Annotated in this window: 24 protein-coding genes and 1 pseudogene; 13 read left to right on the top strand and 12 right to left on the bottom strand. The window is 57.1% G+C overall.

The window, feature by feature from the left end; genetic code table 11:
* Positions 1 to 61: 61 nt before the first annotated feature.
* Positions 62 to 988: a LysR family transcriptional regulator gene (locus EL257_RS15745; protein WP_126364140.1), complete on the top strand. Its 927-nt coding sequence runs from the start codon at positions 62 to 64 to the stop codon at positions 986 to 988.
* A 72-nt stretch (positions 989 to 1,060) separates the two neighbouring features.
* Here EL257_RS15745 and EL257_RS15740 read toward each other — a convergent pair whose 3' ends face one another.
* Positions 1,061 to 1,369 (bottom strand): hypothetical protein, encoded by a 309-nt coding sequence (locus tag EL257_RS15740; RefSeq protein WP_172604555.1) that lies wholly within the window; start codon positions 1,367 to 1,369, stop codon positions 1,061 to 1,063.
* Between the two features lie 106 nt (positions 1,370 to 1,475).
* The gene (locus EL257_RS15735; RefSeq protein ID WP_126364136.1) at positions 1,476 to 2,390 is read right to left on the bottom strand and encodes a LysR family transcriptional regulator; all 915 of its coding nucleotides are present in this window, start codon (positions 2,388 to 2,390) and stop codon (positions 1,476 to 1,478) included.
* A 215-nt stretch (positions 2,391 to 2,605) separates the two neighbouring features.
* Between EL257_RS15735 and EL257_RS15730 the strand changes: the two genes are divergently transcribed.
* Entirely contained in the window at positions 2,606 to 3,946 is a 1,341-nt protein-coding gene (locus EL257_RS15730; protein ID WP_126364134.1) for a nucleobase:cation symporter-2 family protein, read from the top strand.
* Between the two features lie 33 nt (positions 3,947 to 3,979).
* On the top strand, positions 3,980 to 4,489 hold the full coding sequence (locus EL257_RS15725) for a nucleoside deaminase (RefSeq protein WP_126364132.1): 510 nt from the start codon (positions 3,980 to 3,982) through the stop codon (positions 4,487 to 4,489).
* Here EL257_RS15725 and chrA read toward each other — a convergent pair.
* Positions 4,484 to 5,701 (bottom strand): chromate efflux transporter, encoded by a 1,218-nt coding sequence (gene chrA, locus EL257_RS15720; RefSeq protein ID WP_126364130.1) that lies wholly within the window; start codon positions 5,699 to 5,701, stop codon positions 4,484 to 4,486. The genes EL257_RS15725 and chrA overlap by 6 nt on opposite strands.
* A 149-nt stretch (positions 5,702 to 5,850) precedes the next feature.
* Between chrA and msrA the strand changes: the two genes are divergently transcribed.
* Complete coding sequence (gene msrA / locus EL257_RS15715) at positions 5,851 to 6,357, top strand: peptide-methionine (S)-S-oxide reductase MsrA (RefSeq protein WP_126364128.1); 507 nt, start codon at positions 5,851 to 5,853, stop codon at positions 6,355 to 6,357.
* Positions 6,358 to 6,492: 135 nt separating this feature from the next.
* Here msrA and EL257_RS15710 read toward each other — a convergent pair whose 3' ends face one another.
* Positions 6,493 to 7,467, bottom strand: coding sequence for a LysR family transcriptional regulator (locus tag EL257_RS15710; protein ID WP_126364126.1), 975 nt, complete (start codon positions 7,465 to 7,467; stop codon positions 6,493 to 6,495).
* Between the two features lie 158 nt (positions 7,468 to 7,625).
* Between EL257_RS15710 and EL257_RS28440 the strand changes: the two are divergent.
* Positions 7,626 to 9,649: pseudogene (locus tag EL257_RS28440) on the top strand (alkyl/aryl-sulfatase).
* 24 nt (positions 9,650 to 9,673) lie between these two features.
* On the opposite strand, the gene EL257_RS15700 reads toward EL257_RS28440, so the two are convergent.
* Positions 9,674 to 9,838, bottom strand: a complete 165-nt coding sequence (locus EL257_RS15700) for a DUF2986 domain-containing protein (protein ID WP_126364124.1) — start codon at positions 9,836 to 9,838, stop codon at positions 9,674 to 9,676.
* Positions 9,839 to 10,063: 225 nt separating this feature from the next.
* Between EL257_RS15700 and EL257_RS15695 the strand changes: the two genes are divergently transcribed.
* Positions 10,064 to 10,528, top strand: coding sequence for an anti-virulence regulator CigR family protein (locus EL257_RS15695; RefSeq protein ID WP_126364122.1), 465 nt, complete (start codon positions 10,064 to 10,066; stop codon positions 10,526 to 10,528).
* Between the two features lie 81 nt (positions 10,529 to 10,609).
* On the opposite strand, the gene EL257_RS15690 is transcribed toward EL257_RS15695, so the two are convergent.
* Positions 10,610 to 12,151 (bottom strand): class I SAM-dependent methyltransferase, encoded by a 1,542-nt coding sequence (locus tag EL257_RS15690; RefSeq protein ID WP_126364120.1) that lies wholly within the window; start codon positions 12,149 to 12,151, stop codon positions 10,610 to 10,612.
* A gap of 174 nt (positions 12,152 to 12,325) precedes the next feature.
* On the opposite strand from EL257_RS15690, the gene EL257_RS27775 reads away from it, so the two are divergent.
* On the top strand, positions 12,326 to 12,466 hold the full coding sequence (locus EL257_RS27775) for a hypothetical protein (RefSeq protein WP_172604489.1): 141 nt from the start codon (positions 12,326 to 12,328) through the stop codon (positions 12,464 to 12,466).
* A gap of 41 nt (positions 12,467 to 12,507) precedes the next feature.
* Here the strand turns inward: EL257_RS27775 and EL257_RS15685 are convergent, their stop codons facing one another.
* Positions 12,508 to 12,723 carry a PLD nuclease N-terminal domain-containing protein gene (locus EL257_RS15685; protein ID WP_126364118.1) on the bottom strand — a complete coding sequence of 72 codons (216 nt, stop codon included), beginning with the start codon at positions 12,721 to 12,723 and terminating at the stop codon, positions 12,508 to 12,510.
* Positions 12,724 to 12,927: 204 nt separating this feature from the next.
* On the opposite strand from EL257_RS15685, the gene EL257_RS15680 reads away from it, so the two are divergent.
* The gene (locus tag EL257_RS15680) at positions 12,928 to 13,350 is read left to right on the top strand and encodes a MerR family transcriptional regulator (protein WP_126364116.1); all 423 of its coding nucleotides are present in this window, start codon (positions 12,928 to 12,930) and stop codon (positions 13,348 to 13,350) included.
* A gap of 76 nt (positions 13,351 to 13,426) precedes the next feature.
* Positions 13,427 to 14,659: an NADH:flavin oxidoreductase/NADH oxidase family protein gene (locus tag EL257_RS15675; protein WP_126364114.1), complete on the top strand. Its 1,233-nt coding sequence runs from the start codon at positions 13,427 to 13,429 to the stop codon at positions 14,657 to 14,659.
* A 43-nt stretch (positions 14,660 to 14,702) separates the two neighbouring features.
* On the opposite strand, the gene EL257_RS15670 is transcribed toward EL257_RS15675, so the two are convergent.
* Positions 14,703 to 15,683, bottom strand: coding sequence for an alpha/beta hydrolase (locus EL257_RS15670; RefSeq protein WP_126364112.1), 981 nt, complete (start codon positions 15,681 to 15,683; stop codon positions 14,703 to 14,705).
* Positions 15,683 to 16,123 carry a tryptophan-rich sensory protein TspO gene (gene tspO, locus EL257_RS15665; protein WP_126364110.1) on the bottom strand — a complete coding sequence of 147 codons (441 nt, stop codon included), beginning with the start codon at positions 16,121 to 16,123 and terminating at the stop codon, positions 15,683 to 15,685. Before tspO ends, EL257_RS15670 begins: the two co-directional genes overlap by 1 nt.
* A 172-nt stretch (positions 16,124 to 16,295) precedes the next feature.
* Here tspO and EL257_RS15660 point away from each other — a divergent pair, with 172 nt between their 5' ends.
* Positions 16,296 to 16,532: a hypothetical protein gene (locus EL257_RS15660; protein WP_126364108.1), complete on the top strand. Its 237-nt coding sequence runs from the start codon at positions 16,296 to 16,298 to the stop codon at positions 16,530 to 16,532.
* A 328-nt stretch (positions 16,533 to 16,860) separates the two neighbouring features.
* On the top strand, positions 16,861 to 18,780 hold the full coding sequence (locus tag EL257_RS15655) for a tyrosine-protein phosphatase (RefSeq protein ID WP_126364106.1): 1,920 nt from the start codon (positions 16,861 to 16,863) through the stop codon (positions 18,778 to 18,780).
* A gap of 283 nt (positions 18,781 to 19,063) precedes the next feature.
* Here the strand turns inward: EL257_RS15655 and EL257_RS15650 are convergent, their stop codons facing one another.
* Positions 19,064 to 20,035, bottom strand: a complete 972-nt coding sequence (locus tag EL257_RS15650) for a helix-turn-helix transcriptional regulator (protein ID WP_126364103.1) — start codon at positions 20,033 to 20,035, stop codon at positions 19,064 to 19,066.
* Between the two features lie 255 nt (positions 20,036 to 20,290).
* Here EL257_RS15650 and EL257_RS15645 point away from each other — a divergent pair, with 255 nt between their 5' ends.
* On the top strand, positions 20,291 to 21,088 hold the full coding sequence (locus tag EL257_RS15645; protein ID WP_126364101.1) for a 2OG-Fe(II) oxygenase: 798 nt from the start codon (positions 20,291 to 20,293) through the stop codon (positions 21,086 to 21,088).
* A 103-nt stretch (positions 21,089 to 21,191) separates the two neighbouring features.
* On the opposite strand, the gene EL257_RS15640 is transcribed toward EL257_RS15645, so the two are convergent.
* Complete coding sequence (locus EL257_RS15640; protein WP_126364098.1) at positions 21,192 to 24,194, bottom strand: reverse transcriptase domain-containing protein; 3,003 nt, start codon at positions 24,192 to 24,194, stop codon at positions 21,192 to 21,194.
* A gap of 778 nt (positions 24,195 to 24,972) precedes the next feature.
* Here EL257_RS15640 and EL257_RS15635 point away from each other — a divergent pair.
* Positions 24,973 to 25,356 (top strand): DUF6124 family protein, encoded by a 384-nt coding sequence (locus EL257_RS15635; RefSeq protein ID WP_126368154.1) that lies wholly within the window; start codon positions 24,973 to 24,975, stop codon positions 25,354 to 25,356.
* 270 nt (positions 25,357 to 25,626) lie between these two features.
* Here the strand turns inward: EL257_RS15635 and EL257_RS15630 are convergent, their stop codons facing one another.
* Positions 25,627 to 26,241: a TetR/AcrR family transcriptional regulator gene (locus EL257_RS15630; protein WP_126364096.1), complete on the bottom strand. Its 615-nt coding sequence runs from the start codon at positions 26,239 to 26,241 to the stop codon at positions 25,627 to 25,629.
* Positions 26,242 to 26,249: the final 8 nt, after the last annotated feature.

Raw genomic sequence — 26,249 nt, 5'->3', positions numbered from 1 at the left:
CTTTCTTCAGTAGTGGGTAGTGACTAGTATTACTTTCAACTAAAACTTGAAGATCGCCTCTATGGAAACGTTCGGAAATTTGCTGTCCTTTGTGCGCAGCGCCGAAACCGGCAGCTTTTCCGCAGCGGCGCGGCGCCTGGGCTTGACCCCGGCAGCGGTCAGCCGAAACGTGGCGCAGCTGGAAGCTAACCTTGGCGTGCGGCTGTTCCAGCGCAGCACGCGGCGCGTCACACTGACCGAAGCGGGCGAACGCTTTCTCGGCAATGTGGAGGGGGGATTGAACAGCGTCCAGGCCGCTATTGCCGACGTCACCAGCAACGCCGGCGAGCCTACGGGGATATTGCGTATCGCTGCGGCGCCGGGATTTGCACGGGACATTTTGTTGCCATTGATGCCGGCTTTTTTGCAGCGTTATCCGCGGATTGTTCCTGAGTGGCATCTGGAAAACCGCCAGGTTGATCTCGTGGCTGAAGGGTTTGACGCGGCGATTGGTGGCGGCATCGAGCTGGCGCCCGGACTGGTGGCTCGGGATATTGCCCCAGCTCATTTGGTTTTGGTCGCAGCGCCGGCGCATGTGGCTGGACGGGGTCGCATACAGCGCCCGGATGATCTGCAAAAGCTTGATCATCTGGCCATGCGCTCAGTGCAAACCGGCAAAGTCAGAACCTGGATGCTGCAGGGCCCCAAAGGGCAAAAAAGCCCTCTTGATCTGGCGCCTCGCTTGTTGGTCAACGATCCGCAGGCGCTCTGTCAGAGTGCGTTGCTGGGTTTGGGTGTGGGACTCTTGGCGATTCCGGATGTGTTGCCTTATCTGGAAGATGGCAGGCTGCAACGGGTACTGCCTGATTGGTATGTTGATGCGGGCCAAATCGCACTCTACTTTTCCAGTCAGAAACTGCTACCGGCTAAAACTCGGGTGTTCGTTGATTTCCTGGTCTCCCACTCCAGAGAACACAAATGGACAGAGCGGTTCTCTGCCCGTCTGTGAACCGCGCTGAGCCGGCTCATTAAGCATAAAACTCAGGAGGCCAGGGCGTGGAGCCCTGGCCGATACCCGATATCACTTCTTCTTGGCGGGTTTTTCTGCCTTGTCTGATTTCTTGGACTTTTCAGACTTGCTCTCAGCTTTCTTCGGCTTCTCGGACTTGCTATCAGCTTTCTTGGCCTTTTCTGGCTTGCTGTCAGCTTTCTTCGCGGATTTTTTCGGTTCGGCGTCTTTCATCTTGTCTTTCTTGTCGGAAGATTTTGAAAGCGCCGAGGCTGCCGTGGATTTCTTCGCGGGTGATGATTTTTTGTCTTTCAGATCCTTGCTGGCTTTCGAAGCGTCGTCTTTTTTACTTTTCTTCTCGTCTTTAGCCACGTTGACCACCTCTGGAAGCATGCCGATATTGGCAGATTGCCTGTGGAAATATTCACAGGCTGATCATTAGGCGAGCGCGCTCTCAAGCGGTTCAACTTATATTCCGACGACCCCGTCAAAGGGTGGTGATCTGCCCATTGCGATCCAGTTCATACACCTTGTTGCCCTGCAATTTTTCCTTCAGCCAGCGCTCGGCTTTGCCGAGCGGACGTTGCCGCGCCCACAGCAGATCCACGCCGATCTGCCAGTCCGTGTGCGGGTAAGCCGAAAGCTGCAGTTCCACCAATTCACCCTTGGCCAATTCGCGCTGAATCAGCTGCCGTGGCAAAGTCGCCCAGCCGAGGCCGGCGCGGACCATTTCAACCAACGCCAGATAACTTTCCGCTTGCCACAGCTGGGTCGAGCGCAGGTATTCACTGCTGGGCAACTTGCTGGCGTGGGCGCTGAAGGCGAGACGCCGATGCACGTGCAGCGTTTCAAAGCTGATGTTGTCCTGTTGTGCCAGCGCGTGCTCGGGGTGACAGACGTGCAGCATGATCAGTTTGCCCAACTGCTGGAACGCCAGTTCTTTGGGATAGCCCGGCTGGGAGAAGGCCACACCCAACACCGCCTCGCCACTGCTGACCAGTTCGCTGACGTCGCCGTGCACCGGGTGGCGGATGATCAGGTCGACGAAAGGGAACGCCTGCTCGAACGCCTTGAGCACCGGCATGATCGGCCCATACGGCGTTTCAATCGCCAGCGTCAGGCTGGGTTCGACGTTTTCCGAGAGGCTATCGGCGTGCGCTTCGAAGGTCATGCAGCGCTCGAGTACCGCTTCGGCCTGAATCAGCAGTTTTTGACCGCTGGGCGTGAGGGCAGGGCTGCGGTTGGTGCGGTCGAACAGGTCGACGCCAAGGTCGGTTTCGAGGTTGGCAATCGCTGCGCTGATGGTCGATTGGGTCTTGCCCAATTTGCGCCCGGCGGCGGAGAACGATCCGCTTTTGACCACTTGGGCAAACATCATCAATTGATCGAGTGAGAAGCGCAAAAGGGCAGACTCCGAGGGCGAGTATGTTGGGGTGAACCGTTGCACAAATAGCAGATTGCGTTGCGCTTATGCCATCGAAAAAAGCGATGGTTGCTAATTTGTTTCATCGCTAAAAACGCTCAAAGATGGCCCGGCGTCTAACACTCTCCGGGCCCTTCGTCGGGCTTGGAGACGTCTGCGATCACAACAATGCCGCACCTTCAGGAGCGCGTGAAATGACCACACACAGCATTCATCCGGTGGACGAGATTTTGCCGCTGCGACAGTTGCTCACCTTCGGCTTGCAGCATGTTTTGGTGATGTATGCGGGGGCGGTGGCGGTGCCGCTGATCCTCGGCAGCGCGATGGGGCTGACCTCGGCGCAGATCGTTTTGCTGATCAACGCCAACCTGCTCACGTCAGGCGTGGCGACGCTGATTCAGACGCTAGGTTTCTGGAAGTTCGGCGCGCGCCTGCCGCTGATCCAGGGTTGCTCGTTCATTGCGCTGGCGCCGATGATCATGATCGGCAAGGAGTTCGGACTCAGCCAGATCTTCGGGGCGGTGATTGCCGCAGGTTTCATCACTATTGCCCTGGCACCAGTGTTCAGCCGCTTGCTGCGGTTCTTCCCGCCGGTGGTGATCGGCAGCCTGATCACCATCATCGGCATCTCGTTGATGCCCGCGGCCGCGATCTGGTTGGGTGGCGGCAATCCCGATGCGGCGGATTTCGGTCGTCCCGCCAACCTGTTGCTGGGCCTGGCAACGGTCAGTGTGACGCTGGTGATCTACGCCAAATTCAAGGGTTTCATCGGCAACCTCAGTGTCTTGATCGGTCTGTTCGTCGGCAGCCTGATCGCGGCGGCGTGTGGCATGACCCAGTTCAGCCGAGTGAGTGAAGCGGCATGGTTCGAGCTGAGTGCGCCGATGGCGTTCGGCGCGCCGGAATTTGCCCCGGTGCCGATACTGATCATGACCCTGGCAATGCTGGTGATCATGGCCGAGACCACCGGCAACTGCCTGGCGATCGGCAAATTGACCGGCAAGCCGACCACCCAGCAAACCCTCGGCAACGCGTTTCGCGCTGATGGCCTGTCGACGATGCTCGGTGGCCTGTTCAACAGCTTTCCCTACAACGCCTTCACCCAGAACACCGGTCTGATTGCGCTTTCGAACATCAAGAGCCGCTTTGTCGTCGCGGCTGCCGGGGCAATCATGGTGCTGATGGGCTTGTTCCCCAAGCTCGGTGCGTTGATTGCCGCGGTGCCGACACCGGTGCTCGGCGGCTGCGCCATCGTCATGTTCGGCATGACTACGGTGGCCGGCATACAAGAGTTATCGCGGGTGCAATTCGAAGGCACGCGCAACGGCATCATCGTCGCAGTTTCGGTGAGCGTCGGCGTGCTGCCGATGTCGTTTCCGGCGCTGTTCGAACATGTCGGGCCGACACTGAAACTGGTCCTCGACAGCGGGATTTTTCTCGGTGCAATCACTGCCATCGTGCTCAACATTTTGCTCAACCCCTCGAAAAAATCGACCGACCCCGTCGGCGCACCAACGGCCGAACTGGCCGACTGATCTGCTTTTTATTTCACTGCCAAGGAGTTACCCATGAACCAATTCACTCAACTCGTTCCGGCTGGCGTCAGCGATCTCGATCTGGCGTTGCTGCGCCAGACCATAGCGCTGTCACAAGCGTCGAAACAGCGTGGCCGCCATCCGTTTGCGGCGCTGGTGGCGGACCGCAACGGCAAGGTGATTGTCGAAGCGGGGAACAATTCGATGCCGCCGGAAGGCGATCCCACCCAGCACGCTGAGCTGGTGGCAGCGGCGGCCGCAGCGCGGCTGCTGACCCCGCAAGAGTTGGAATCCTGCACGTTGTACACCAGCGCCGAGCCTTGCTGCATGTGTGCCGGCGCGGTGTATTGGACGGGAATCGGGCGGGTGGTTTATGCGTTGTCCGAGCACGCCTTGCTGGGGCTGACCGGTGATCATCCCGAGAACCCGACGTTCTCGTTGCCATGCCGCGAAGTGTTCGCCAAGGGTCAACGCAAGGTCAGTGTGTTCGGGCCGATGCTCGAGGCTGAAGCGGCTGAGCCGCACAACGGCTTCTGGTCATGAAACGGCGAACGCCGCGTTCAACAGCCAGCCGGCTATGCCAGCGGCAATGACCACCAGCCATGGCGGCAACTTCCAGAACATCAATGCCACCAAAGCGACGAGCGCCAGGGCAAAGTCCTGCGGACTGAGGATCGCGCTCGTCCACACGGGGTTATAGAGCGCCGCCAGCAGCAGACCGACGACGGCCGCATTGACACCTGCCAATGCGGCCTGAGTGCGCGCGTTGCGCCGGAGTTGCTCCCAGAAAGGCAGGGCGCCCATCACCAGCAGAAACGACGGCGCAAAGATCGCCAGCAAACAGATGATTCCGCCGGCCCAGCCGGAAGGCGCAACGTTCATCGAGGCGCCGAGAAACGCGGCGAAGGTAAACAGTGGCCCCGGCATTGCCTGTGCCGCGCCGTAGCCGGCAAGAAAGGTTTGATTATCGACCCAGCCGTTCGCCACCACTTCGTTCTGCAACAGCGGTAAAACCACGTGCCCGCCGCCGAATACCAGTGAGCCGGCGCGATAGAAAGCGTCGACCAGCGCCAGCCATTGATCGGCGAAAAATCCGCTCAACAGTGGCAGGCCCAGCAGCAGCGCAACAAACAGACCCAGCCAGATCGCTCCGGTACGACGGCTGATCGCGATGGGCAAGGCGTCGTGCTCGACAGTGGTTGGCGATTTGAACAGCAACAAGCCGGCAAGTCCCGCCAGAGCAATCACGCCGATCTGTCCCCATGCGGACGGTGCAAGCACAGTCACACACGCCGCCATTGCCATCAGCGTTATCCGCGGCAGGTCGGTACACAGATTGCGCGCCATGCCCCAAACGGCTTGCGCCACCACCGCAACGGCGACGACTTTAAGGCCGTGCAGGGCGCCGGGCGCGAGCGCGGAGCCGTAACGGGAAATGCCCAAGGCGAACAGGATCAGCACAATAGCCGACGGCAGCGTGAACCCCGCCCAGGCCGCGAGCGCGCCTCGGTAACCCGCGCGGAGCAAACCCAGCGTCATGCCGACCTGACTGCTGGCCGGGCCCGGCAGAAACTGACAAAGCGCGACCAGATCCGCATAGCTGCGCTCGGTCAGCCAGCGCCGTCGCGTGACAAATTCATTGTGAAAGTAGCCCAAGTGCGCAATCGGGCCACCGAAAGAGGTCAGGCCCAGCCGCAGAAAAATCAAAAATACCGACCACGCACTGTAGTGCTCAACGGTAGGGCGCTCGGTCATGGATGGGCATTCCTGCTTGAATAATCGGGCTACGATAGCTTATTTGCGTGAATCTTCATCTGTGGGGACGACGGTGCGGCCTTGGAAATTGCCCATTCGCCCTCATAACACAAGCTGTACCCATTGCACCCCGAGAGGACGCACAGACCATGAGCACAACAACCGAAACTGCCATTCTTGCCGGCGGCTGCTTCTGGGGCATGCAGGATTTGCTGCGGCGCTATCCCGGTGTGTTGCAGACGCGTGTCGGCTACACCGGCGGCGACGTGCCGAATGCCAATTACCGCAACCATGGCAACCACGCCGAAGCCATTGAGATCGTTTTCGACCCGGCGGTGATCAGCTACCGTCAGATTCTCGAGTTCTTCTTTCAGATCCATGATCCCAGCACACCCAATCGCCAAGGCAATGATCGTGGCCCCAGCTACCGTTCGGCCATTTATTACCTCAGCGAAGCGCAGAGAGACATCGCCGAAGACACTGCGGCTGACGTCGACGCGTCAGGCCTGTGGCCGGGTCGCGTAGTTACCGAGATCGAATCGGCCGGGCCATTCTGGGAAGCGGAACCGGAGCACCAGGATTATCTGGAGCGCATCCCCAATGGCTACACCTGCCACTTTATCCGCCCGAACTGGAAACTGCCGAAGCGCGGTTGACCAGCCCGAACCCACGGCAGGGGCAGGGAAGCCCGATTTATCCGGACCTTGCTAGAAGCCAAAGGCACCTTCGCAGGCGGGTTATTGCGCGGTTTCCTGAATAGAGTGGATCGATGGATCTTGTAAGCGACTTGTTCAGTGTCGGTTCTTTCGCGCTACCAAGTCGCTGATTCCGAGCTGCTTTTCTCGCTCGACAATTTCCTGCTCTCTCTCCCGCACTTCTTGCATGTACATCTGAGCCGCAGGAGAAAGTGACCGCGCTTTCAACGATATAAAGCCATAGTGCGTGCGCAGCGCTTGGCTATCGATTGGCAAGGCCACCATTTCTCCAGCCTTCAATTCCCGCTCAAAAGTGTCCAGGATTCCCACAGCCAACGCGTTACTGTTCTCGAGGAATGGCACTATTTGCATGGGTACGTCGATTTCAATCGCCGGAACAAAATCTCCCGTGTGGATATCGTAAGTGCCGGCACATCCGAGCGACTTCGGCATCAGATGCTTGGCCAGTCGCATCGGAATGCGTGACGCCACCCACGGATAATCCAGCGTTTGCGCCAGGGTAACCGAACCTTGCGATACCAGCGGATGGCCCGGACGACAGAACAGTCGCCCCTGATGTTCACCCAATAATTCACAGGTGAATTCCTCGCGGCCTCGTAAGGTGCTGATTTCTGCAATCCCCAGATCCACCACGCCCGTTGCCACCCGATGGGCAACGTCACGCCAGCCGACGACATGAGCGGTGACGTTGATTTGCGGATGGCGGGCATGCAGCCTGGCGATACTGGCGTAACCGCAGGTGATACTCGGGTATGGACCCAAGGCCACTCTGAGCGCGCCGACTTCACCGCTGGCCAATAAGCCGATGTCCCGTCGCAGGTCTGCCTCCGCCATCAGCAGGCTCTGGCTCTTTTCCTTGAGCAACTGGCCGAATGCCGTCACCACCACGCCTTCCGTGCGGCGATCGAACAGCGTGACGCCGAGTTCATGTTCCAGCAGTTGAATGCTTTTGCTGAGTGCCGGCTGCGAGACGCCGAGGGCTTTGGCCGCCCGACCAAAATGCGCATGTTCGACAAGACTCAGAAACTGGCGTAAACGGCGCGGGGTCATACATAACCTTAATGTTATCGAAGCGATACGAAACGGAATTTTTCGTGATCGGCTGAGTATGCTATTTCTGCTTTCCGGGTCAAGCCATGCACCCCCAATTCCTGGCGCGGACACCGGTCATCAACAGCCTTTTGTATTCCGAGCGTAGGCACTAAAAAATGAATAATAAAATCCTCCACCTGGCTTTGGTCTTCTCGTTGGGCACCAGCCCGGTCGCCTTCGGCGGCGATGCCAGTGTCAGTTCGGCTGCTTCCGGTAAAGGCGGCCATTTCGACGACAAGGGCAAAGCGCCCTCGCTGCACACCATCGAATTGCAGAAAGCCCTGCGCACCAGTCTTCCGTTTGCAGATGAGCGCGACTTCGCCGAAGCCAAAAAAGGCTTCATCGCCGCGCCGACCTTCCAGAAAATCATGGGCGATGCTGGAAACGTCGCGTGGAACATGGGCAGTTACGATTTCCTGCTGGAGGGTAGGGACTTCGACAGTATCAACCCGTCTCTGCAGCGGCAGGCGGTGCTGAATATGGCTTACGGTCTGTACGAAGTGGTGCCGGACAAGATTTATCAAATCCGCGGCTTTGATATGGCCAACATCACTTTCATCAAAGGCGATACCGGCTGGATCGTGTTCGATACCTTGACCAGCAAGGAAACCGCGAAATCCGCGCTGGCATTCATCAATGAAAAACTGGGCAAACGTCCGGTTGTCGCGGTGGTGATTTCGCATTCGCACGCCGACCACTTCGGTGGCATTCGCGGCATTGTTGATGAAGCGGACGTGCGCAGCGGCAAGGTCGCACTGATTGCCCCGGCAGGTTTCATGGAACACGCGGTAGCGGAAAACGTGTATGCCGGCAATGCCATGAACCGGCGCACCTTTTTCCAGTATGGCGTTTTGCTGCCGCACAGCCCATACGGCCACGTCGATATGGCGATCGGGAAAAACGTCGCCATTGGCAATATCGGGCTGATCGAGCCCAATCGTTACATTGAGAAAGACTTCGAAACCGTGACTCTGGACGGCGTGGAGATGGAGTTCCAGAACACCCCCGGAACCGAAGCGCCGTCGGAGATGAACACATGGTTTCCGCAATTCAAGGCATTTTGGGCCGCCGAAAATATCACCGGCACCATCCACAACATCTACACCCTGCGCGGCGCCTTGGTTCGTGATCCGCTCGTATGGTCGAAAAACATCAATAACGCCTTGTATCGCTACGGGCAAACGGCCGACGTCATGCTCGCATCCCACAATTGGCCGCGTTGGGGCAACGCCCGGATCCAAGAGGTCATGCGCGCGCAGCGCGATGCTTATGCCAACTTGAACAACGCCGTGCTGCACGCGGCCAACCAAGGCGTGACCATCAACGAAATACACAATGTCTACAAGTGCCTGCCAGCCTGAAAAACAACTGGGCCACTCATAGCTATCACGGTTCGGAAGAGCACAATAGCCGCGCCGTGATCAACCGCTACCTGGGTTACTGGGACGCTAACCCTGCGACGTTGATGCCCTTGTCACCCAAGGATTCGGCACCGCTGTACGTTGAAATGATGGGCGGCGCCGAGAAAATCATCGCCAAGGGCAAAACATTGTTCGATCAGGGCAAGTACCGCGAGGCTTATGAACTTCTGAACAAACTGGTGTACGCCGAGCCGCAGAACAGCCAGGCCAAGGATTTGCTGGCCGATGTCTACGAGCAGGTCGGTTATCAGAAGGAGAGCGCCGGCGTGCGCAACAGTTTCCTGGCAGCTGCCCATGAATTACGCCACGGCATGCCCAAAGGCCTGACGCCAAAATCAACCGGCCCCGATATTCTTCGCGCGATGAGCACTGAGCTATGGCTTGAATACTTGGGTATCAGCCTCGATGGCTCCAAGGTTGCGGATCAGCATTTCGTCTTCAACCTTAAAACGCCCGACAATGGCGAGCAGTTTGCGGTTGAACTGAGCAATTCGACGTTGACCAGTATCAAGGGGCAGACCGCCGAAAAGGCCGACCTGACCATTACCCTTGACCGCACCGCGCTGGAAAACGTGATGGCGAGGAAAATCAGCTTCGATCAGCTCGTCGCGCAGGGCAAGGCCATTTTTGAAGGCAATCGCCAACCGTTCGAGTTGTTGATGGCGGCCATGACGCCGTTCACGCCTACCTTTGAACTGGTGCCAGGCACAAAAGAGTAATCCTTCAGCCGGAGGGCAGCGGCATCAGCTTTGGCTCTGATCGCTCGATTCACTTGCCGCTTGCCCCTCGGCATCCAGCTTCGCCCGCTCAGCCTTGCTGATGTACTTGGGCTTTTTCGGCGCCAGTTTGGCGCTGGCCTTTTTGGCCTTTTCCTTGAACAGTTGCTTGAGTTTTTTCTGGCGATTCATGGGTGTTGGTTCCGGTCAAAGGGGCGAATCCTGACGCATGGCTCGGGATCAGGCAACGTCAATTGCTTGCGCGGCGATAAAGTCGACTGCTGCTTTCTCGAGTATGGGTCAACGGGATGACTAGCGCCGACGTGGTTCGCTGAAATCGATCGCCGAACTGCTGCAATAAACTAAGCTCAACGACAACGTCCAGAAGGCACCAGATCACTTAAGAGGAAACCTTGCATGATCAAATCACGTGCAATGGTGGCGGCGATCGCGTCGCTTGCGCTGGTAGGCAGTGCGCTGACGTTGGCCGACCCCGGCAATGGAAAAGGCCAGGGCAACGGCAAGGGCAATGGGCAAAACGTCCAGGATCACGGCGGCCAGAAAGGTCAGGGCAACTCAGGCAAGAAGTCCGGCGGCAATCAGGGTTACCGGCCCGATATCGATCGCGGCAACGTGTTGGGGATCGTCGGTGGACACCGCGATTACTGGAGCCCCGGCCCAGCATTACCACCGGGCATTCAAAAAAATCTTGCGCGCGGCAAACCGCTTCCACCCGGCATCGCCAAAAAGCTTGATGGCCGCCTGCTCGGGCACTTGCCGCATTACGATGGATACGAGTGGCAGCAGGTGGGCACGGATCTGATCCTTGTCGCGCTGACCACCGGCCTGATTTACGAAGTGCTCAACGGCGCGTTTGACTGACAGATCCGTCGAATCACCGGCCATTACTGCGCGGCGCGACTGCAGGTTTCCCCGGTCGTCGCGCCGCGTGCCTGGGCTAACTCAGACGATTTTCAGGGCACTGAGCACGATCAGCGATTGCTCGGCGAACACCTGAGCGCGCTCGATCAGTTCGGCGATGTTTTCTTCGGCCGTGGTCAGCGTTTTGCCGTCCTTGATCAGCACCTCGTTTTGTTCGGCCATGACGCTCCAAGCCAGTTGCGCCCATTCCGACGGATGCTGTTTGCCCTGTCGGATCGACAACAGGAACAATTGTTGGAAGCGGCTGACCGTAACCCCACCGCCCGTGACCGGGCTGCTCAACACCTGAATGTTGGCGCTGAACAGCGCGCGCTCGCACAACTGCAGATTGAACGCGGCGCAGCGTTCGTACACTTGCGCCTCGGCGGCTTCACTCTGGCAGGGGGCCACAGCGCCCATGCCGACCAATATCGCGATGGCTTGCTCAAGATCGTCATAAGCCATCGGTGATAGCGCTGCGAATAACTGGCGCAGCGATTTCGCTTCGTAGTTTTGTGCGGCCAGCGCATTGAGTACCGGGCCGTAGATTTCCGGCTGCAGCGAGGCTTCTCCCGCAGGCCCGCTGACCGTGGACGCTACGCTTTCAGCCGCCTGGAGCAGGATGAACCGCGTATCGAGCATGCGCGAACGGCGCTCGGCGGCGCTGAGGCGGTTGGCACCGCGCACATAGAGGTCGCGGCGGAACGCCTGATTGACGAAATAATCGCGCGCCTGCTCACGCATCACCGGATGCTCGATCCCCGCGAGAAAGCTGACGCCCTCGGCACTCAGGTTGAGCGCATCAACCGAATCCAGCGGCACGGCTGTCGTCGCGTAATCAAGCTTGGCGGCGCTCAAGGCATCGACCATGTCGGCGAAATACAGGCAATGCCAGTCGCGATTGAAATACTCGTGGGCGACGTAATGGCGATCCTGGCCCTTGATGGTCTGCAGCCTGGCCCCCAGGCTCGGCGCGGCCAGGGCGTATTTGGGGTTGGCCGCCAGCAGCGCCTCGGAAAACTGCAATGCCGCGTCGATGCGCTGATCCGACCGCGTCGAGCCATTGGCAAAACGGTCGTGCAGGCTGAACAGTTGACGCAACGGCGCTGACGGCGACCAACCCGGCAAAGCGTTGTAGCTCACATACAGATGGCCGCCGGGTTTGAGCTGGCGGCGGACGAATTCGATGATCAGCTTATGGTTGTCACGGCTGACCCAACTCCAGATGCCGTGCAGGCTGATGCTGTCGAATTGCGGCAGATCCGTGCGTGCGAGCAGCTGTTCGAAACTGTCGTCATACAGCTTCGCGCCATTATTGCTGAGGTTCGCCAGTTCGATGGCGTGGGCTGCCTGGCCGGGGTGGAAATCGGTGCCGACGAAACCGGCGGGATTCGCGGTGGCGTGGATATTGATCGAGACGCCCTGACCGAAGCCAAGCTCGCAGTGATAACCGTCGTCGTTGTCCAGGCTGGCGAAGCCGCGCAGCAACAGGCAATAGCGCTGGAATACCGGATTGATCTCCCGGCTATAGCTGTAGGTGTAGCCTTCGTCGGTGAAATAACCTTCGTTCCAGGCATTGCTCATGGGTGCAGCCCCTTGAATCGCAAATGAAAGCCGCTCTTATAAAGGGTTCGGCGTGCGCACCACAAGCAGGAAAAACAGTTCGAACTCATTCAGCATCACAGCGTCCACCTTAGAGGCGATGTTCATCGCTACAGGTCGACAGCGTTGGCCGTGTCAATTGATAAGGAGGCGATCATGAAGAAAATTTGCGCATGTCTGGGAATCTGCAGTGTGTTGATGCTGCAAGGGTGTTTTCAGGATTCCGACGATGCCTCGAACAAAGAAAAGGACACCAGCAAGTCGTCCGTCCAACTGCAGCAGGACAAGTCCCAATAAAGTCTTGCGTGACGAGGGCGGGCGCCCTCGTCACGGTTCAATCAGCGGGCCGCATCCGACGGACGGCCATGCCCGATATGCTTGGGCCCCGCCAACGCCCACGCAATCAAGCCAAACAACGGCACGAACACGATCAACACGATCCATACGCCTTTATTGCTCGACTTCCCCTCACTCCTGCGCACTCGATTGATAGCCCAAAGCTCGATAAGCACAAGAACTACCGCCAGAACGATCCACACGGTTTCGATTTGCATTGGCTACCTCCTGATGGTCTATGCGTTAGGTGGCGTTGAGTGCGGCGGGTTCATTTCTTTTTGTCGGGGCCGCGCGTAGGCGGGCAGGGCAGTGGCATTGCGGATGCGCAATCGTCGCGGTCGCAAAAACCATTTACCTGCATTGGCCGCGCGCGCCTCAGGGTTTAAATTTCACTTCAGGGTCATTCACAGCTCGGGTGAAACATGAAAATCGGTGAACTGGCACAACTCAGTGGTCTGGCGCCGTCGCGGATTCGCTTCTACGAAGCCAGCGGGCTGATCAATTCGGTCGGGCGCAAGGCCAACGGCTATCGGGATTACGCCCCGGAGACCGAGTGGATTCTGCAGATCATTACCGGCGCGCAGTCGGCGGGATTCTCGCTGGACGAAATCCGCCAATTGCTGCCGCTGAAAGCGCAGGACTGGCAGCCCGACGAGATGCTGGTGGGGCTCAAGCGCAAGGTCGAGGAAATCGAAATCCTCCAGCAACGCCTGGCGCAAAACAAGGCGCAGTTGCTGCGGGTCATTGATGGCATCCAGAGCAAACCTGCCGGTGTCGCGTGTGCGGATAACGCGCAGTTGCTGATCAATCAGATGCGCGAAGAGAAAATCGCTGCGGGGAAATAGAAAAGTCTTAAAAGTCGCTTGACCTTAAAGTTGACTTCAATCTTATGGTTGTCTCACGCCCAATCGAGGACTCCTCATGAACGTGTTCGACAACCTGATGCTCCCCAACGGTTCGAGCATCAAAAACCGTATCGCCAAAGCCGCTATGGAAGAAAATATGGCCGACGCCGATCAAGCGCCTTCCGCTGAATTGATGCGCTTGTATCAGGCCTGGGCTGATGGCGGCGCCGGTCTGCTCATCACCGGCAATGTCATGGTCGATGGCCGCGCGATGACCGGGCCCGGTGGCGTGGTGTTGCAGAATGATCGGCAACTGGCCAAGTTCAAGCGCTGGGCGCAGGTCGGCCGTTCCGGCGGTGCGCAGTTCTGGTTGCAGATCAATCATCCCGGCCGGCAAATGCAAGCCAACCTAGGACAGAAAACCTGGGCGCCGTCGGCGGTGCCGCTGAGCATGGGCAGCCTTTCCAAACATTTCACCACGCCATACGCGATGACCGCTGAGGTGATCGCCGACGTGATCGGGCGCTTTGCCCGTACCGCGCAACTCGGCGAGCAGGCCGGCTTCACCGGAGTGGAAATTCACGCCGCGCACGGTTACCTGCTCAGCCAGTTTCTGTCACCGCTGACCAATCAACGCACGGACGAGTGGGGCGGTTCGCTGGAGAACCGTGCGCGGTTGTTGCTGGAGGTCGTCAAGGCTGTGCGCGCTGTGGTGTCTGCGCAATTTGCGGTGGCGGTGAAGCTCAACTCGGCTGACTTCCAGCGCGGTGGTTTTTCTGCCGAAGACGCCCGGCAGGTAGTCGAGTTGCTCAATGAGCTGGACGTCGATCTGGTCGAATTGTCCGGTGGCAGCTACGAAGCGCCGGCGATGCAGGGGGAGGCGCGCGACGGCCGCACGCTGGCGCGCGAGGCGTATTTCGTCGAATTTGCCCGCGATATTCGCAAAGTCGCGAGGATGCCGGTGATGGTCACGGGCGGCGTGCGCCGGCGCCCGATCGCGGAGCAGGTGGTGCAAAGCGGCGTCGATATGGTTGGCATCGGCACCGCGTTAGCCATCGATCCCAACCTGCCGCATGACTGGCTGCAGGGCCGCAACACCGCCCCAGAGTTACCGCCGATCACCTGGAAGAACAAAGCCATGGCGTCGCTGGCCAGCATGGCGGTGGTCAAGTTTCAGTTGCGCAAGCTCAGCCAGGCCAGACAGCCCAACCCGAAGGTCTCGCCGTTGCGCGCGCTGGTCCTGCAGCAGATCGGCAATGCGTTACGCACGCGTCAGTACCGCAAATGGGTCGCGGGACAATCAGCGTGATCGCGCCGCTAATTCCATAGTGGAGCTTACGACAACTAGGATCTCAACGAGTAACCGCCGATTGCGCGTCGACGCGAGCGCTTATCCACTCGCGGCTGTAGGCGAGCACGCTGTTCGCGAGCGCCGTGGGGAAGTGGATGAAACCGTGGGGCGAGTACGGTAGCGTGTACACCTCGACCGGTGCCGAGGCTCGCCAGCGCGCAGCCATGCTCAGCGTATCGTCGAGCAACGGATCCAGTTCGCCGGCAAACAGCAGCGCTGGCGGGAAACCATTGAAGTCGCCATACAGCGGTGACAACGGTGGTTGTCGACGCTGTTCATCGCTAAGGCCCGGCGTGAGCTGGCGCAGCGCCTCGACCATGCCGGGGCCGTCGAGCACCAATGTCTCCGGCGGCGCGTTGCGCACGCTCGGGGTTCCGCTCAAATCGTAGACACCGTAATACAGCAGCGCGCCGCAGATACGTTGCAGCAAATCCGGCCATTGTTTGAGCGCCAACATCGTCGCGGCGGCGAGGTGACCGCCCGCCGATTCGCCGACCACCACGACGGGCAAACCGGCAAACTCGGCAGCGGCCAACACGCCGCGCGCCGCGCTCAAGCAGTCCGCCAGCAGGCCTTCAATAGGCGTCGAGATGGCCAAGCGGTAATCCACCGAGACCACTGTAACGTCGCAGGTATTGACGATGGCGGCATTGAACGGATCGTTCATTTGCGCATTGCCGATCACCCAGCCGCCACCGTGAAAGTCCAGCACCACGCCTTTCGATTGGCCGTGCGGGCGAATGATCCGCACCGGCACTGTGCCGATGGTCGTGCGTTCAGCGGTCAGCTCGTGTTTGCGCAATTTGCCGTCCGCGCCGATCTGGCTCGCGCGCAACAGCGTCTGGATCAAGCGGGGCGTGAGGCGATTGCGAATCTTGAAACGCGGCAGCCAGGCGAGTTTGCGATTGAACGCACGCACCTGCGCCAATTCGCGCTCGCCTTGCGGCCAAGGTGTTTCGATTCCCGAGTGGGCAATGGTCATCAGCGGTTCTTCACCAGGATCGAAAAATTCAACGCCGCCGCGACGCACAGCCACGCCAGATACGGGAACAGGATCAAACCGGTGACCAGATCCAGTTGCAATGCGAGCACCACCATGGCCGCGACCACCAGCCACAGCAACGCCAGAATCACCATCGCCGCCAGCACCTGATGCGCGCCGAAGAACACCGGCGTCCACAGCGTGTTCAAGGCAATCTGCGCCGCCCACAAGGCCAGCACGGTCTGACTCCCCGGCAGCAGACTCAGGCGATAACCGGCCCATGCCAGCAACAGGTAAATAATCGTCCAGGCCACCGGAAAGGCCCAATTGGGCGGAGTGAAGCCCGGTTTGTTCAGCCCTTCGTACCACGGCCCCGGTTTGAACATCACGCCAGTGGTCGCCGCTGCGGCGCAGGCCAGAAGAAAAATGAAAAAAGTCATTGCCTATCCTTGGCTGTGTTCAGCCGGTTGAGAGTGATAAGCAAAGGACGCCCCGGCGCGCGAAAAGTTTGCCCGGAAATTCAAATCGCCCGGGGCTTGCATCGAGTGGGAACTAATTTCCTGACCGGAGCGTCAGGATGTTCAGTCCTTTTCCACTGACGCGGATGACCTCATGTACACCTATCACATCGAATACCGATTCAACAAAGAGCCCCGCACCTACCTGCTCGAACTCAAAGCGCCGCAACTGGCCGAACACGAAGCCGCAATGCACCTGCTGGAGTTGCACCTGGGCGACGCCGAAAACAGCCTGGTCATGCCCACCGCCGATTCCACCCCGGAACAGATTCTCGAACACGCCGAGCGGGTAGGGCTGACAGATATTCGGGTGGTCAGTCGGAGCAACTGAGCCAGATTTCCTTTTCGAGTAATCGATGGACTTTAGCGGCAGGGTGAATGACCCAGCGCATTCGCGAGCAGGCTCGCTCCTACATGTTTTGTGGATGCCAACAATCTCCAACACACCAAAAATCCCTGTGGGAGCTAGCCCTGCTAGCGATCAGGCCAGCACAGCCAGCATCCTCACTGCCTGACACACCGCCATCGCCCGATGGACAATTCACGCACCCCACGGCCCATTCGCGCAGGCATTTTCGGGCTGCGCGAATTTGTCATATTCGCTCTTCATTCAGTGCAGATAGTAGGCAGCCCAACGCTAATCGAAATGAGGCTGCACTGTGTTCCAACGTCTGCTGTGTTCGCTGTCCGTACTGAGCCTATCCATCGCCGCTGCCAACGCTGCCGAGCCCGTGCTGCTCGACACCCCGCGCCTCAAAGGCATGGACAATTTCCGTGATGTCGCCGGCACTACCACCGCGTATTCCACCGCCCACGACGGCACGATGCGCGCCGGGGTGTTCTACCGCGCCAACGCGGTGACGCCGACCGCATCAGACCTGGCGATCCTCAACGGCCTCGGCATCAAAGCGGTCTACGACCTGCGCACCCCTAGCGAAATCGCCGCCACTCCCGACACCCTGATCAGCGGCGCCGCTTACCAGAACATCGACATCATCGGCAGCACCACCTCCGGCGCAAACATCACCAGCATTTCCTTCAAAAGTGCCGCCGACGCCATCGCCATGATGGAACAGACCAACCGCGCCTTCGTCAGCGACGCCGGCATGCGCGGCCAATTCAACAAACTGTTCAACGAACTCGCCACCACCGACGGCGCGCAACTGTTCCACTGCACCGCCGGCAAAGACCGCACCGGCTGGACCGCCGCCGTGTTGCAGAGCATCGCCGGTGTCGACAACGCGACCATCATGGCCAACTACCTCGCGACTAACGACTACACAGCCGCTCGCGTCGCCGCCACGTTGAAAGCGATGCCCGCCAGTATGGCCGCCGTGTATGAGCCACTGCTCGGCGTTCAGGCCAGCTACCTTCAGGCCGGCCTCGACGAAGTCACCGCGCAATACGGCAGCATGGACAACTACCTCAAACAAGGCCTCGGCCTGTCGCAGGAAACCATCTATGTTCTGCGCGGCAAACTCGTCGAATACAACAGCCTGCCGGGTCAGGCCGGGCTGATCGGCAACGCCGCAGCCGGCGCCGAATTACTGCGCCAATTGCAAAACACCAACCTGTCCGGCACCTACAGCGCCTACAACTATTACCTGCAATCGGCGATCGACGCCGGCACCCTCGGGGGAGTCGAATCCCAGGTTGGTGGCCAAGTGCACGCCGACGCCGCCAGCTACCTGCTGCGCCAAAACGCAATGATCGAACAAGCCGCCGCGCCGTTCGCCAGCGGCAGCGATCTCAAAATCGGCCAATACCGTTTGTGGACCACCGCGCTCGGCGGCTACCTCGGCACCGACGGCTCGGCCCACGCCAAGAGCAGCAACGAACACAGCCAAGGCCTGATGGTCGGCATCACTCAACGCTTCAGCGAACAATTCAGCGCACGCGGCGGCTTCGGCTATAGCAAAGGCACGGTCGGCGGTGCGAGCGGTGAAGCCGATACGGACTTCACCTTCCTCAACGTCGGCGCCCGCTACGGTTTCACCAGCCTGGAACGCGGTCTGTTCGTCGATGCCAACGCCAGCGCCGGCTACATCGACTACGACAGCAAACGCGACCTCGGCGGCGGCCTCGGCACCGCGAAGGGCGACACCCACGGCAGCCTCAGCGGCGCAACCATTGCCCTCGGCTACCGCGCCCCGGTCAACGGCATGACCTTCGAACCAAGCCTCGGCTTGCGCATCAGCCATCTCGACCTCAACGGCTTTACAGAGAAGGGCAGCGAACTGTCACTCGACGTCGACGACAACACCGTCACCCGCCGCAGCGCCGTCGCCAACCTCAACGTCGCCTTCGCCCCCGTCGCGATGGGCGCATGGCAACTGATGCCCGGCGTACAAGTGGGTTACGAGCGCACACTGGGCGACAATCAAGTCGACAGCCAAAGCCACCTGCTGGGCCTCGACATCGAACAACGCGCCGCCTTCGACAACCGCGACCAATTCAGCGGCGGCGTCAACCTCATGGCCAGCCTCGGCGCCCTTAGCCTCGGCGCAGAAATGGGCGCCAACGGCGGCGGCGACAGCCACGGCTTCAACGGCGGCCTCAAGGCCAGCTACGCGTTCTAAACAGAAGAGGGGTCAAGGAAGACCCCAATCCAACCAACACCATAAGTTCTGTGGGTCGCTATCAGTCTCAATCACGCCAAAAATCCCTGTGGGAGCTGGCTTGCCAGCGATTTGGGCAACACAGCCAACATCGCCATGCCTGATCCACCGCCATCGCTGGCAAGCCCAGCTCCCACAGTTTTTGTGGAATGCCAAAAATCTCAATCACACCGCAGCTCCCTGTGGGAGCTCGCCGCTGGCGATGGCGCTTTTCGAGCCACCATCACCACAACAGACTCATCCCTCAATCCCGCCCGCGCAATTCCGCCGGACTCACCCCATAAGCCCCCTGAAAATACCGACAAAACCGCCCAACATTACTAAACCCAAACCGCAGCGCCACCTCCGTCACCGATCCGGCACACCCTCGTTTCAACACCTCATAAGCCCGCTCCAGCCGCACCTGGCGCTGATACGCCACAATCGACATCCCGACAAACCGCCGAAACCCCTCCTGCAGCGCCCGCTGACTCACATGGCTCAACCGCGCCAGATCCACACCGCTCACCAACTGCTCCGGATGCGCCTGAATAAACTCCACCGCCAACTTCACATGCCGTGGCGCAACCATCGCTGCCGGTCGCCGCAACGCCTCGGAAAAGTTATGCGGCCACGCCTCCAACACCGCATCAATCAACATCTCTCGCAACCGCGACGGCATCAGCGTCCCGCTATTGATCAACAGATCAAACTCAGTGCCCGTCGCCAGATCAATCAAAGCCTTGATACCCTGAAACGCCGCCGAATCCAGATTCACGCTCGGCTCAAACACAATCTTCTGCACAATCGGCCTGTCCAACAGCGCCGACAATCGCTCGGTCAACTGCTGCCGACTCACCGACATCCCGTGGTGCGCGTGATCATCCAGAAAACGCATCGAGCGGATATCAGCCTTGTCGATCGCCAATCCTACATGCGTCAGACCCACCGACTCCGTCGCGTGGTTAAACACAATCTTCCCCGCCGTGGGAATGACGAACGTGATCTCGTCCTGCGGATCGGGGAAACAAACGCTAAAGTCACCGTGATAATGCATCCGCCGAAAACTCACACCCTCATGCCGCCCATAAACACCGCCAATCATGATGTTCGACGGCAGTGGCGGGGTGTCGGCATAACGATTGCCAAACAGTCGGGCGAAGAGGGCACCGAAATCGTCCGAGCGCAGATTGTCGGAACGCAGAATGATTTGCTGGCGAACGGGAGTCGAAAACACCTTGGCGGCACCTTTGTTCTGGGGCTCTTGGATGGAGGCAGGTTAAGCGCCGACGAGGTTAGCAGAGGAAATATGACGGGTTTGTGACACTCAGAAACATGTCGTTACAGCGACAGGCCAGGTTTCACCGCCGCACACTCGGCAGGCCCACCACAACATGGCAACCTGCTCGCCACTGAATTTTTGCGCAAACAGCGGCGAGGCGCCCAGCACCTGACCCTGTTAACGTCACCTGAAAGAACTCATGGAGCCGCAATGCAACCCAACAGACTTCCCATCACGCTAACCCCGGAACTCGACTTCGACCAAGCCGCCGCCAGCGCCTTCGGCGAATCGCTGACCAGCGAATACACCCAAGCCACGCCGTTCCCGCACATCGTCATCGACAACTTCCTGCAAGCCGACGTCATCGCCAACATCCGCGAACACTTCCCGGTCGAACCGACCAACAACGAACAAATCTACGAGCGCGGCTACAAAGGCCAACTCAAACGCCAGATCAGCCCCAACGCCTGCAGTCCCTACCTGAAGAATGTGTTCAACACGTTCAACTCCGCGCCGATGCTGGAATTCCTCGAAAAACTCACCGGCATCCAAGGCCTGATCCCCGACCCCTATTTCGCCGGCGGCGGCCTGCACGAAACCAAAACCGGCGGCTTCCTCGGCGTGCACTCGGATTTCCGGCTAAACAAAAAGCTCAACGTCGAGCGACGGCTGAACGTGATTATTTACCTGACCGAGGATTGGCAGGAAGCGTACGGCGGCAATCTGGAGCTTTGGGATGTGGGAATGAAGAAATGCATGAAGAAGGTGCTGCCGATTTATAACCGGTGTGTGATTTTTAATACGGATAAAGATAGTAACCACGGGCATCCGGAGCCGTTGACCACGCCTAAGGGGGTGACGCGGCGTTCGATAGCGCTTTATTACTACACGGCGAGTGGGGCGGGCGGGGAGCCGGGGCAGAGGAATAAAACGCACTATAAGCCTAGGCCGAAGGATCGGTGGAGTTTGAAGTATTACTGGGATAAGTTTTTTAAGAGGAAGGTTTGAACATTTTACTCGGTTCCGCGATTTAGCGGATATATTGTAATTCTCCGAGCAGTGCTAACCAGCAGGAAGTTAATCTGCTGGTAGCTTTTTCGGATGCTGGCGGCTATTTAGGTTGCACTCGTCTTTCGAATGACATCTCCTCATTAAAACCGTCGGGTACAGGTTTAAACTCACTGTTTGGTGAGCGATAGCTCGATTGAAATTGACGAAGAGCTAACACATCAATCTCCCCAGTAATGCAGTAATCATGGTTCCCTCCCTTCACACGGAGAATGTCACGTTTCCAACGTTCTTTGTAAGGCGCTCGAATACGGCTGTCACCAAATCTTCGGTTGTTACATTGGATAATGTAGGCGTGAATATCTAGTGCGGCTGATTCGACTAGTGAATTAAACGTATCAGTGTCGGGATTCCACTCGGGAACAAAGAGCGCATCTACTTTGCCTCGCAAATCTGCTCTATAGCGAATGTTTGTCAGCTCGCTACAGATCATTACAGCGAAGCGAAAATCTCCATGCGAAATTATTGGTGGTGTACACCATTGTTGCTCTTGGGCAGGGCGCATGTTTAGACCTGCAAGGCGGTAAAGTTCCTGCTCTTCATGAAATGCAGGTTTCTGTTTATCTTGGCGATAAAGCATCAGCGAAGGGAAGCCAAGCCCGTCGTGTATCAAAGATGCCCAAACTTGGTGTCTAACTATTTTTTTGGGTGCATGTAAATATTCTACGCCCGTAATTAGAGATATTCCTCTCCTCTTAAGTTTGTCAGCGATTCTCATAAACCATTGTGGAGGTAATGCTAATTCTGGAAGAATTAGGTAGCTGGCCCCGTCGGGTCTGGAAATTACTTCATTGATCAAACGGTTTATTCGCTGATAACGTAAGCGCCCTTCTGGATCCGGTAGGCGAATGATTGCAGCATTAAAGCTTAAATCTTTGATTTCCCAGCTTGTAACGGCGATGGTTTGTTTGTATTTAGGTTCGCCATTTGGAATGTGCAGAACCGACTTTTTATCCTGGTATGGCATTTTGTGATCAGTGAAGTCGAATCCTCGCAACGCTTTGATCACCGCCGCAAAAGCTTTTAGATTGCTGGCTAAAAATGGTTGGGGTGCTACTAAATATAGTTCGTTGAGATTGAATGGGCGAGTCGCAAATGCTAAACCGGGTGGGAAATTTTGCTGAAGTTTCATCCACCCAGCTAACATATCATGACCATCCAGCATTTCGTCAGGTAGTAAACCATCAAGCTGAAATTTCAAAAGACTTTTTCTAGCAGGTATACCGCGCTGGCTAACCATTTCGGTAGGCAAACCCATAAATCGGAGAGGAATGTGCGCGAGATCTCGGCTAAATAATATGGCCTGAATTTTTTGAATATTTGTCGATGTGCTAATCCATCGGTTCAATGCAAGTGTCAACTGATGACTGCCGTAATGGCCTTTTTTTAGTTCGTAATCAAAAGTGCCCCAGGCTATTTTCCCGGTGCTTGAAAGCTTCGCAGGAAATGCGGATGCGATATTGTCAGTGAGCGCCTCTAGAAGAGATGACCAGCATCGTGAGATATCCCCGAGCGATATTTCTTTTTCCCTATCAAGTCCTTTTATCGTGAATTCGCAACTGGTTGAGATTTTTACAGCTAGATTGTTAATAGCTTTTATTATTCTTCCCAGATGTTCAAAGTCTTCGCAGGCCACTGCCATTCTCACTATGCGTGGAAGGTATTGCGAGAGTTCAAAAAATTTTATAGGAGTTAAAATGTGCTCAATTGCTGCCGCGAAAAAAGCATGCCTGTGTGCTTGCCATTCTTCAGGCGGTAAGTCGCGTTCGAATGCCTCATAGTCTCGTAAGTTCAGAGCAAATCCGGCTCGGTGTAGAGTCAAAGCGTCAGTTTTACGGAGTGTGTCAGCTTGTTCGCCGGTTAGACTTGTTGCTTTGAGTAGATCAGTTGCGACACTCTCTGGAGAGTCCGGTAAGTCGGGAAGTGAACGCCATTCACTTGCGCGTTTATTTATCTGTTCTGATATGGCGTTCGCCATGGCTAGACCCGTTGTTCCACTCAGAACGAATAATTTATTCTTGGAATTGTCGAAGGCGATACGGCAGCCTTTAAGGTATTCAGGTTCAAAAAGAATGCTGCGATCTTTTTGCTTTAGTAGTTCTTTGCCTCCATCTCTATTGAAAACCCATTCCCAGAATTGTTCGGTGGTCTTTACTTCGTTGGTGTTTTCCATTACTAACATTATGTCATCGACATAGCGCCCATAATACAATGGCACCACTTGCTGTTCGATGAACTGATCTAGTCTAATTAGGGCCGCGTTGGCGACTACTGCAGATGCCGGCAGCCCTACAGGTAGTCCTTTTTCCAATGGGGTGTTTTTAGCCCAAGCTAACAGGGAATTAATAAATATGCGGTTTAGCTTTGTCTGTGCCTCATTTAAGGTTATCCCGGCAATAGTATGGAAGTTTGTGTCAAGCATGAAATTGGGCGTTAGTTCATGATAGAAACTACTAATGTCTGCTGTGAGTGCGAGAACCTTTTTTTTATTTTCAAGAGCAGAGCTCATTGCATGGATTCCACCGTCTCTCCACTCGCGAAAGGGGCGAAGATAAGGTTTGAAAGACCCAAGGGCCCACGTATTGATCTTTTCGTGCCGGTTGCGTCGAAGCCGGCTGCCATAAACATTTTTACTCAGTTTTTTGTCAAATATTGACCCTACTTCTATCATCCATAAAGCTGATAAAACATGGAAATCTATGCTGCATTTCGCCATTAATCTAAATTCGGCGGTTGGTTTTGTACCCGCATCGACAATCGTGTCCCATTCAGCCTCTGACGAGGCAAATATTAACCCTTGCACTTCCGAAGAATTTTTGATCGGAGTGATTATTTGTTTAGGAACGAGGCACCACGTTCCGAGGAATTCAGGCTCCTGAAACCACGCTTCATCTGTTGAGTCAAGATGAGCCTTTAGCTTGGTAAGGTTCGTCGCGAGCCTGTCTTCGTAATTTGACAAATCCAGAAGCGAAGGATTAGTCGAGTAATAAAGGTCAACCTTTGCTTTTCGGTAGGCTAATCCCAATTTGGTGAGCAAGACAGTCATCAGCGTTCCTTCGTGATATTTACTTGAATTATTATGGAAATCAGTGAGTTAGATTTTTAAATCTCTGGTTCATAGGCTGTTCGAAAAGGCTGCATTCTTTCAATCATAATGCTTTAGGCAAACTGCCACCATATGGCTCTCAAGGAAATTTTTTAAAGCGGTTATGGCGACACCATCGACGTAGCAGTTTTCAAATTGGCGGCTAAGAACGAATACCACCGCAACCCCACCTTCACACTGAACTGCCTATCTCAGATCGGGCTGTCGTTGGAGTACCAGTATGTTTTCAACCAGAAAAAGGGATCATTCCTATTGTTAAGGAGTTGGATGTGACTAGATGTGACATTTGCGCACAGCCTTTGGGGGCGAAGTTTTGAATGGGAAACCTGGAAGCCAACAAATACCTAAAGAAAATACCCTGGAGGAAGTGGGCGCTTTCCGTGTTTCAACACAACGCAGCAGGCACGTTTAAATTACACAACCCGTTACGCCACAAAGGCTACAGCGCCTTGCGCCGATGCCTACGCGTACTCCAGAATCCGCCGGCATACGCGACTATGCAGCGGGCTATATCGTTTCCCCGTCACTGAAGAACGGTGATCGGGTTTGGTAGCCCGGTGTTAGTTGTACAGCCCACTGTCGTCGATATTTCTTTCTCGATTATGGTGGCCATGTATAGGGCGTCCTAGGGCGCGCCGGATCCTAACACCCGGTCTACCAACCTCTGCATGGCCGCCACCCTTCGTTTGGTAGCGAAAGGGTGAAGCCTCCTCTAAATGTGTTAGGAGCTTCATCTACGTTCAAAGTAACCCCATACCCACCGGACGCCGATCCGATCCCCTACGACCCAGCGCTCGAACCCCAGAACATAAAAGACGCTACAGATCGCGCCATCAATTTCTATCTCCAACCCGGCCCACTAAAACTCCCAATCCCTTCCCGCAAATCCAACAAGATCTTCCTCGTCGACCCCGCCGTGGACGATGAAACCTTGCTCGTCGAAGCCTGCGAGTCATTAGCCGCTGCCAGTGACATGGCGCGTGATATTGGCGATGGCATCGACCATTCTCAGCGTCGGGCCATGCTGATGCTGCATCAGGTGATCATGCTGAGTGAGTTGATGGTCAATCGAGTTCTGGATGGGCGTCGCTTGCCGAGTTAGTTGCGGCTTCGTGCATGGTTGCGTCGCGGACTCTGCGTAGGGCTGCCGTAGGCTGTGATCTTTGGCTTGGCTTTGATTTTGTTAAGGAGAGATCAAAAGATCGCAGCCTGCGGCAGCTCCTACAGGGGGGGCGTCGTTTTTTGGAGTGCCTTAGTTTGTGCGAAACCACAAACGTTTCGGCGGTGGGAGATCCGGCATCGTCGTGTGAATCAGTTGACTCGGAAAAGCTTCACGCCGGGGCGGTGCGGGAGCGCGATCTGAACGTAGACGTCAATTGCTCGCCATCACATCCCAAGTCCCCATCACCTGCGTAATCGCCGCTTCAATGCGCTCAATCGGCGTGTCGTCCCGAGCGAGGATGGAAATCCCCTGCAGGAAACTGTCGAACACCGTCGCCATGGCAGCTACGTTTGTGCCATCCGCCAATAGTCCTGCACTCACACCACGCTCGACACACGCAACAATCCCGGCGCGGGTTCGGGCGCGGGATTGGGTTAGGGCCGCGACGACGCCGGCGTTGTCCGGGCTCGGCGCGCTCATGACGCCAAGGGTCACCATGCAGCCCTTGGGGTGGCCGTCTTCGCATTGCATGCGTGCCGATTGGCGCAGGGCGGTTTCGATGGCTTGGCGTGGCGGCAGGGTTTCGTCCCACAGGCACTCGGTGACTTGGGCGTAGGTCGCCAGGTAGCGCTGCACGCATTCGTCGAACAGGGCTTCTTTGGAGCCGAACGCGGCGTAGAAGCTCGGCGCGGAGATGCCGCCGCCCAGTTCAGCTTTCAACAGGGCGAGCGAGGTCGAGTCGTAGCCGTGTTGCCAGAACAATTGCATGGCCTGGTCGACGGCGTCGTCGCGATCGAATGCGCGGGGGCGGCCGGTTCTGGCCATAGCGAAAA

This window comes from Pseudomonas fluorescens (assembly GCF_900636825.1).
In the GTDB taxonomy this organism is placed as follows: domain Bacteria; phylum Pseudomonadota; class Gammaproteobacteria; order Pseudomonadales; family Pseudomonadaceae; genus Aquipseudomonas; species Aquipseudomonas fluorescens_BG.
Note: the sequence above shows the minus strand (reverse complement) of the source record. Positions and strands in the feature narration are given on the sequence as shown.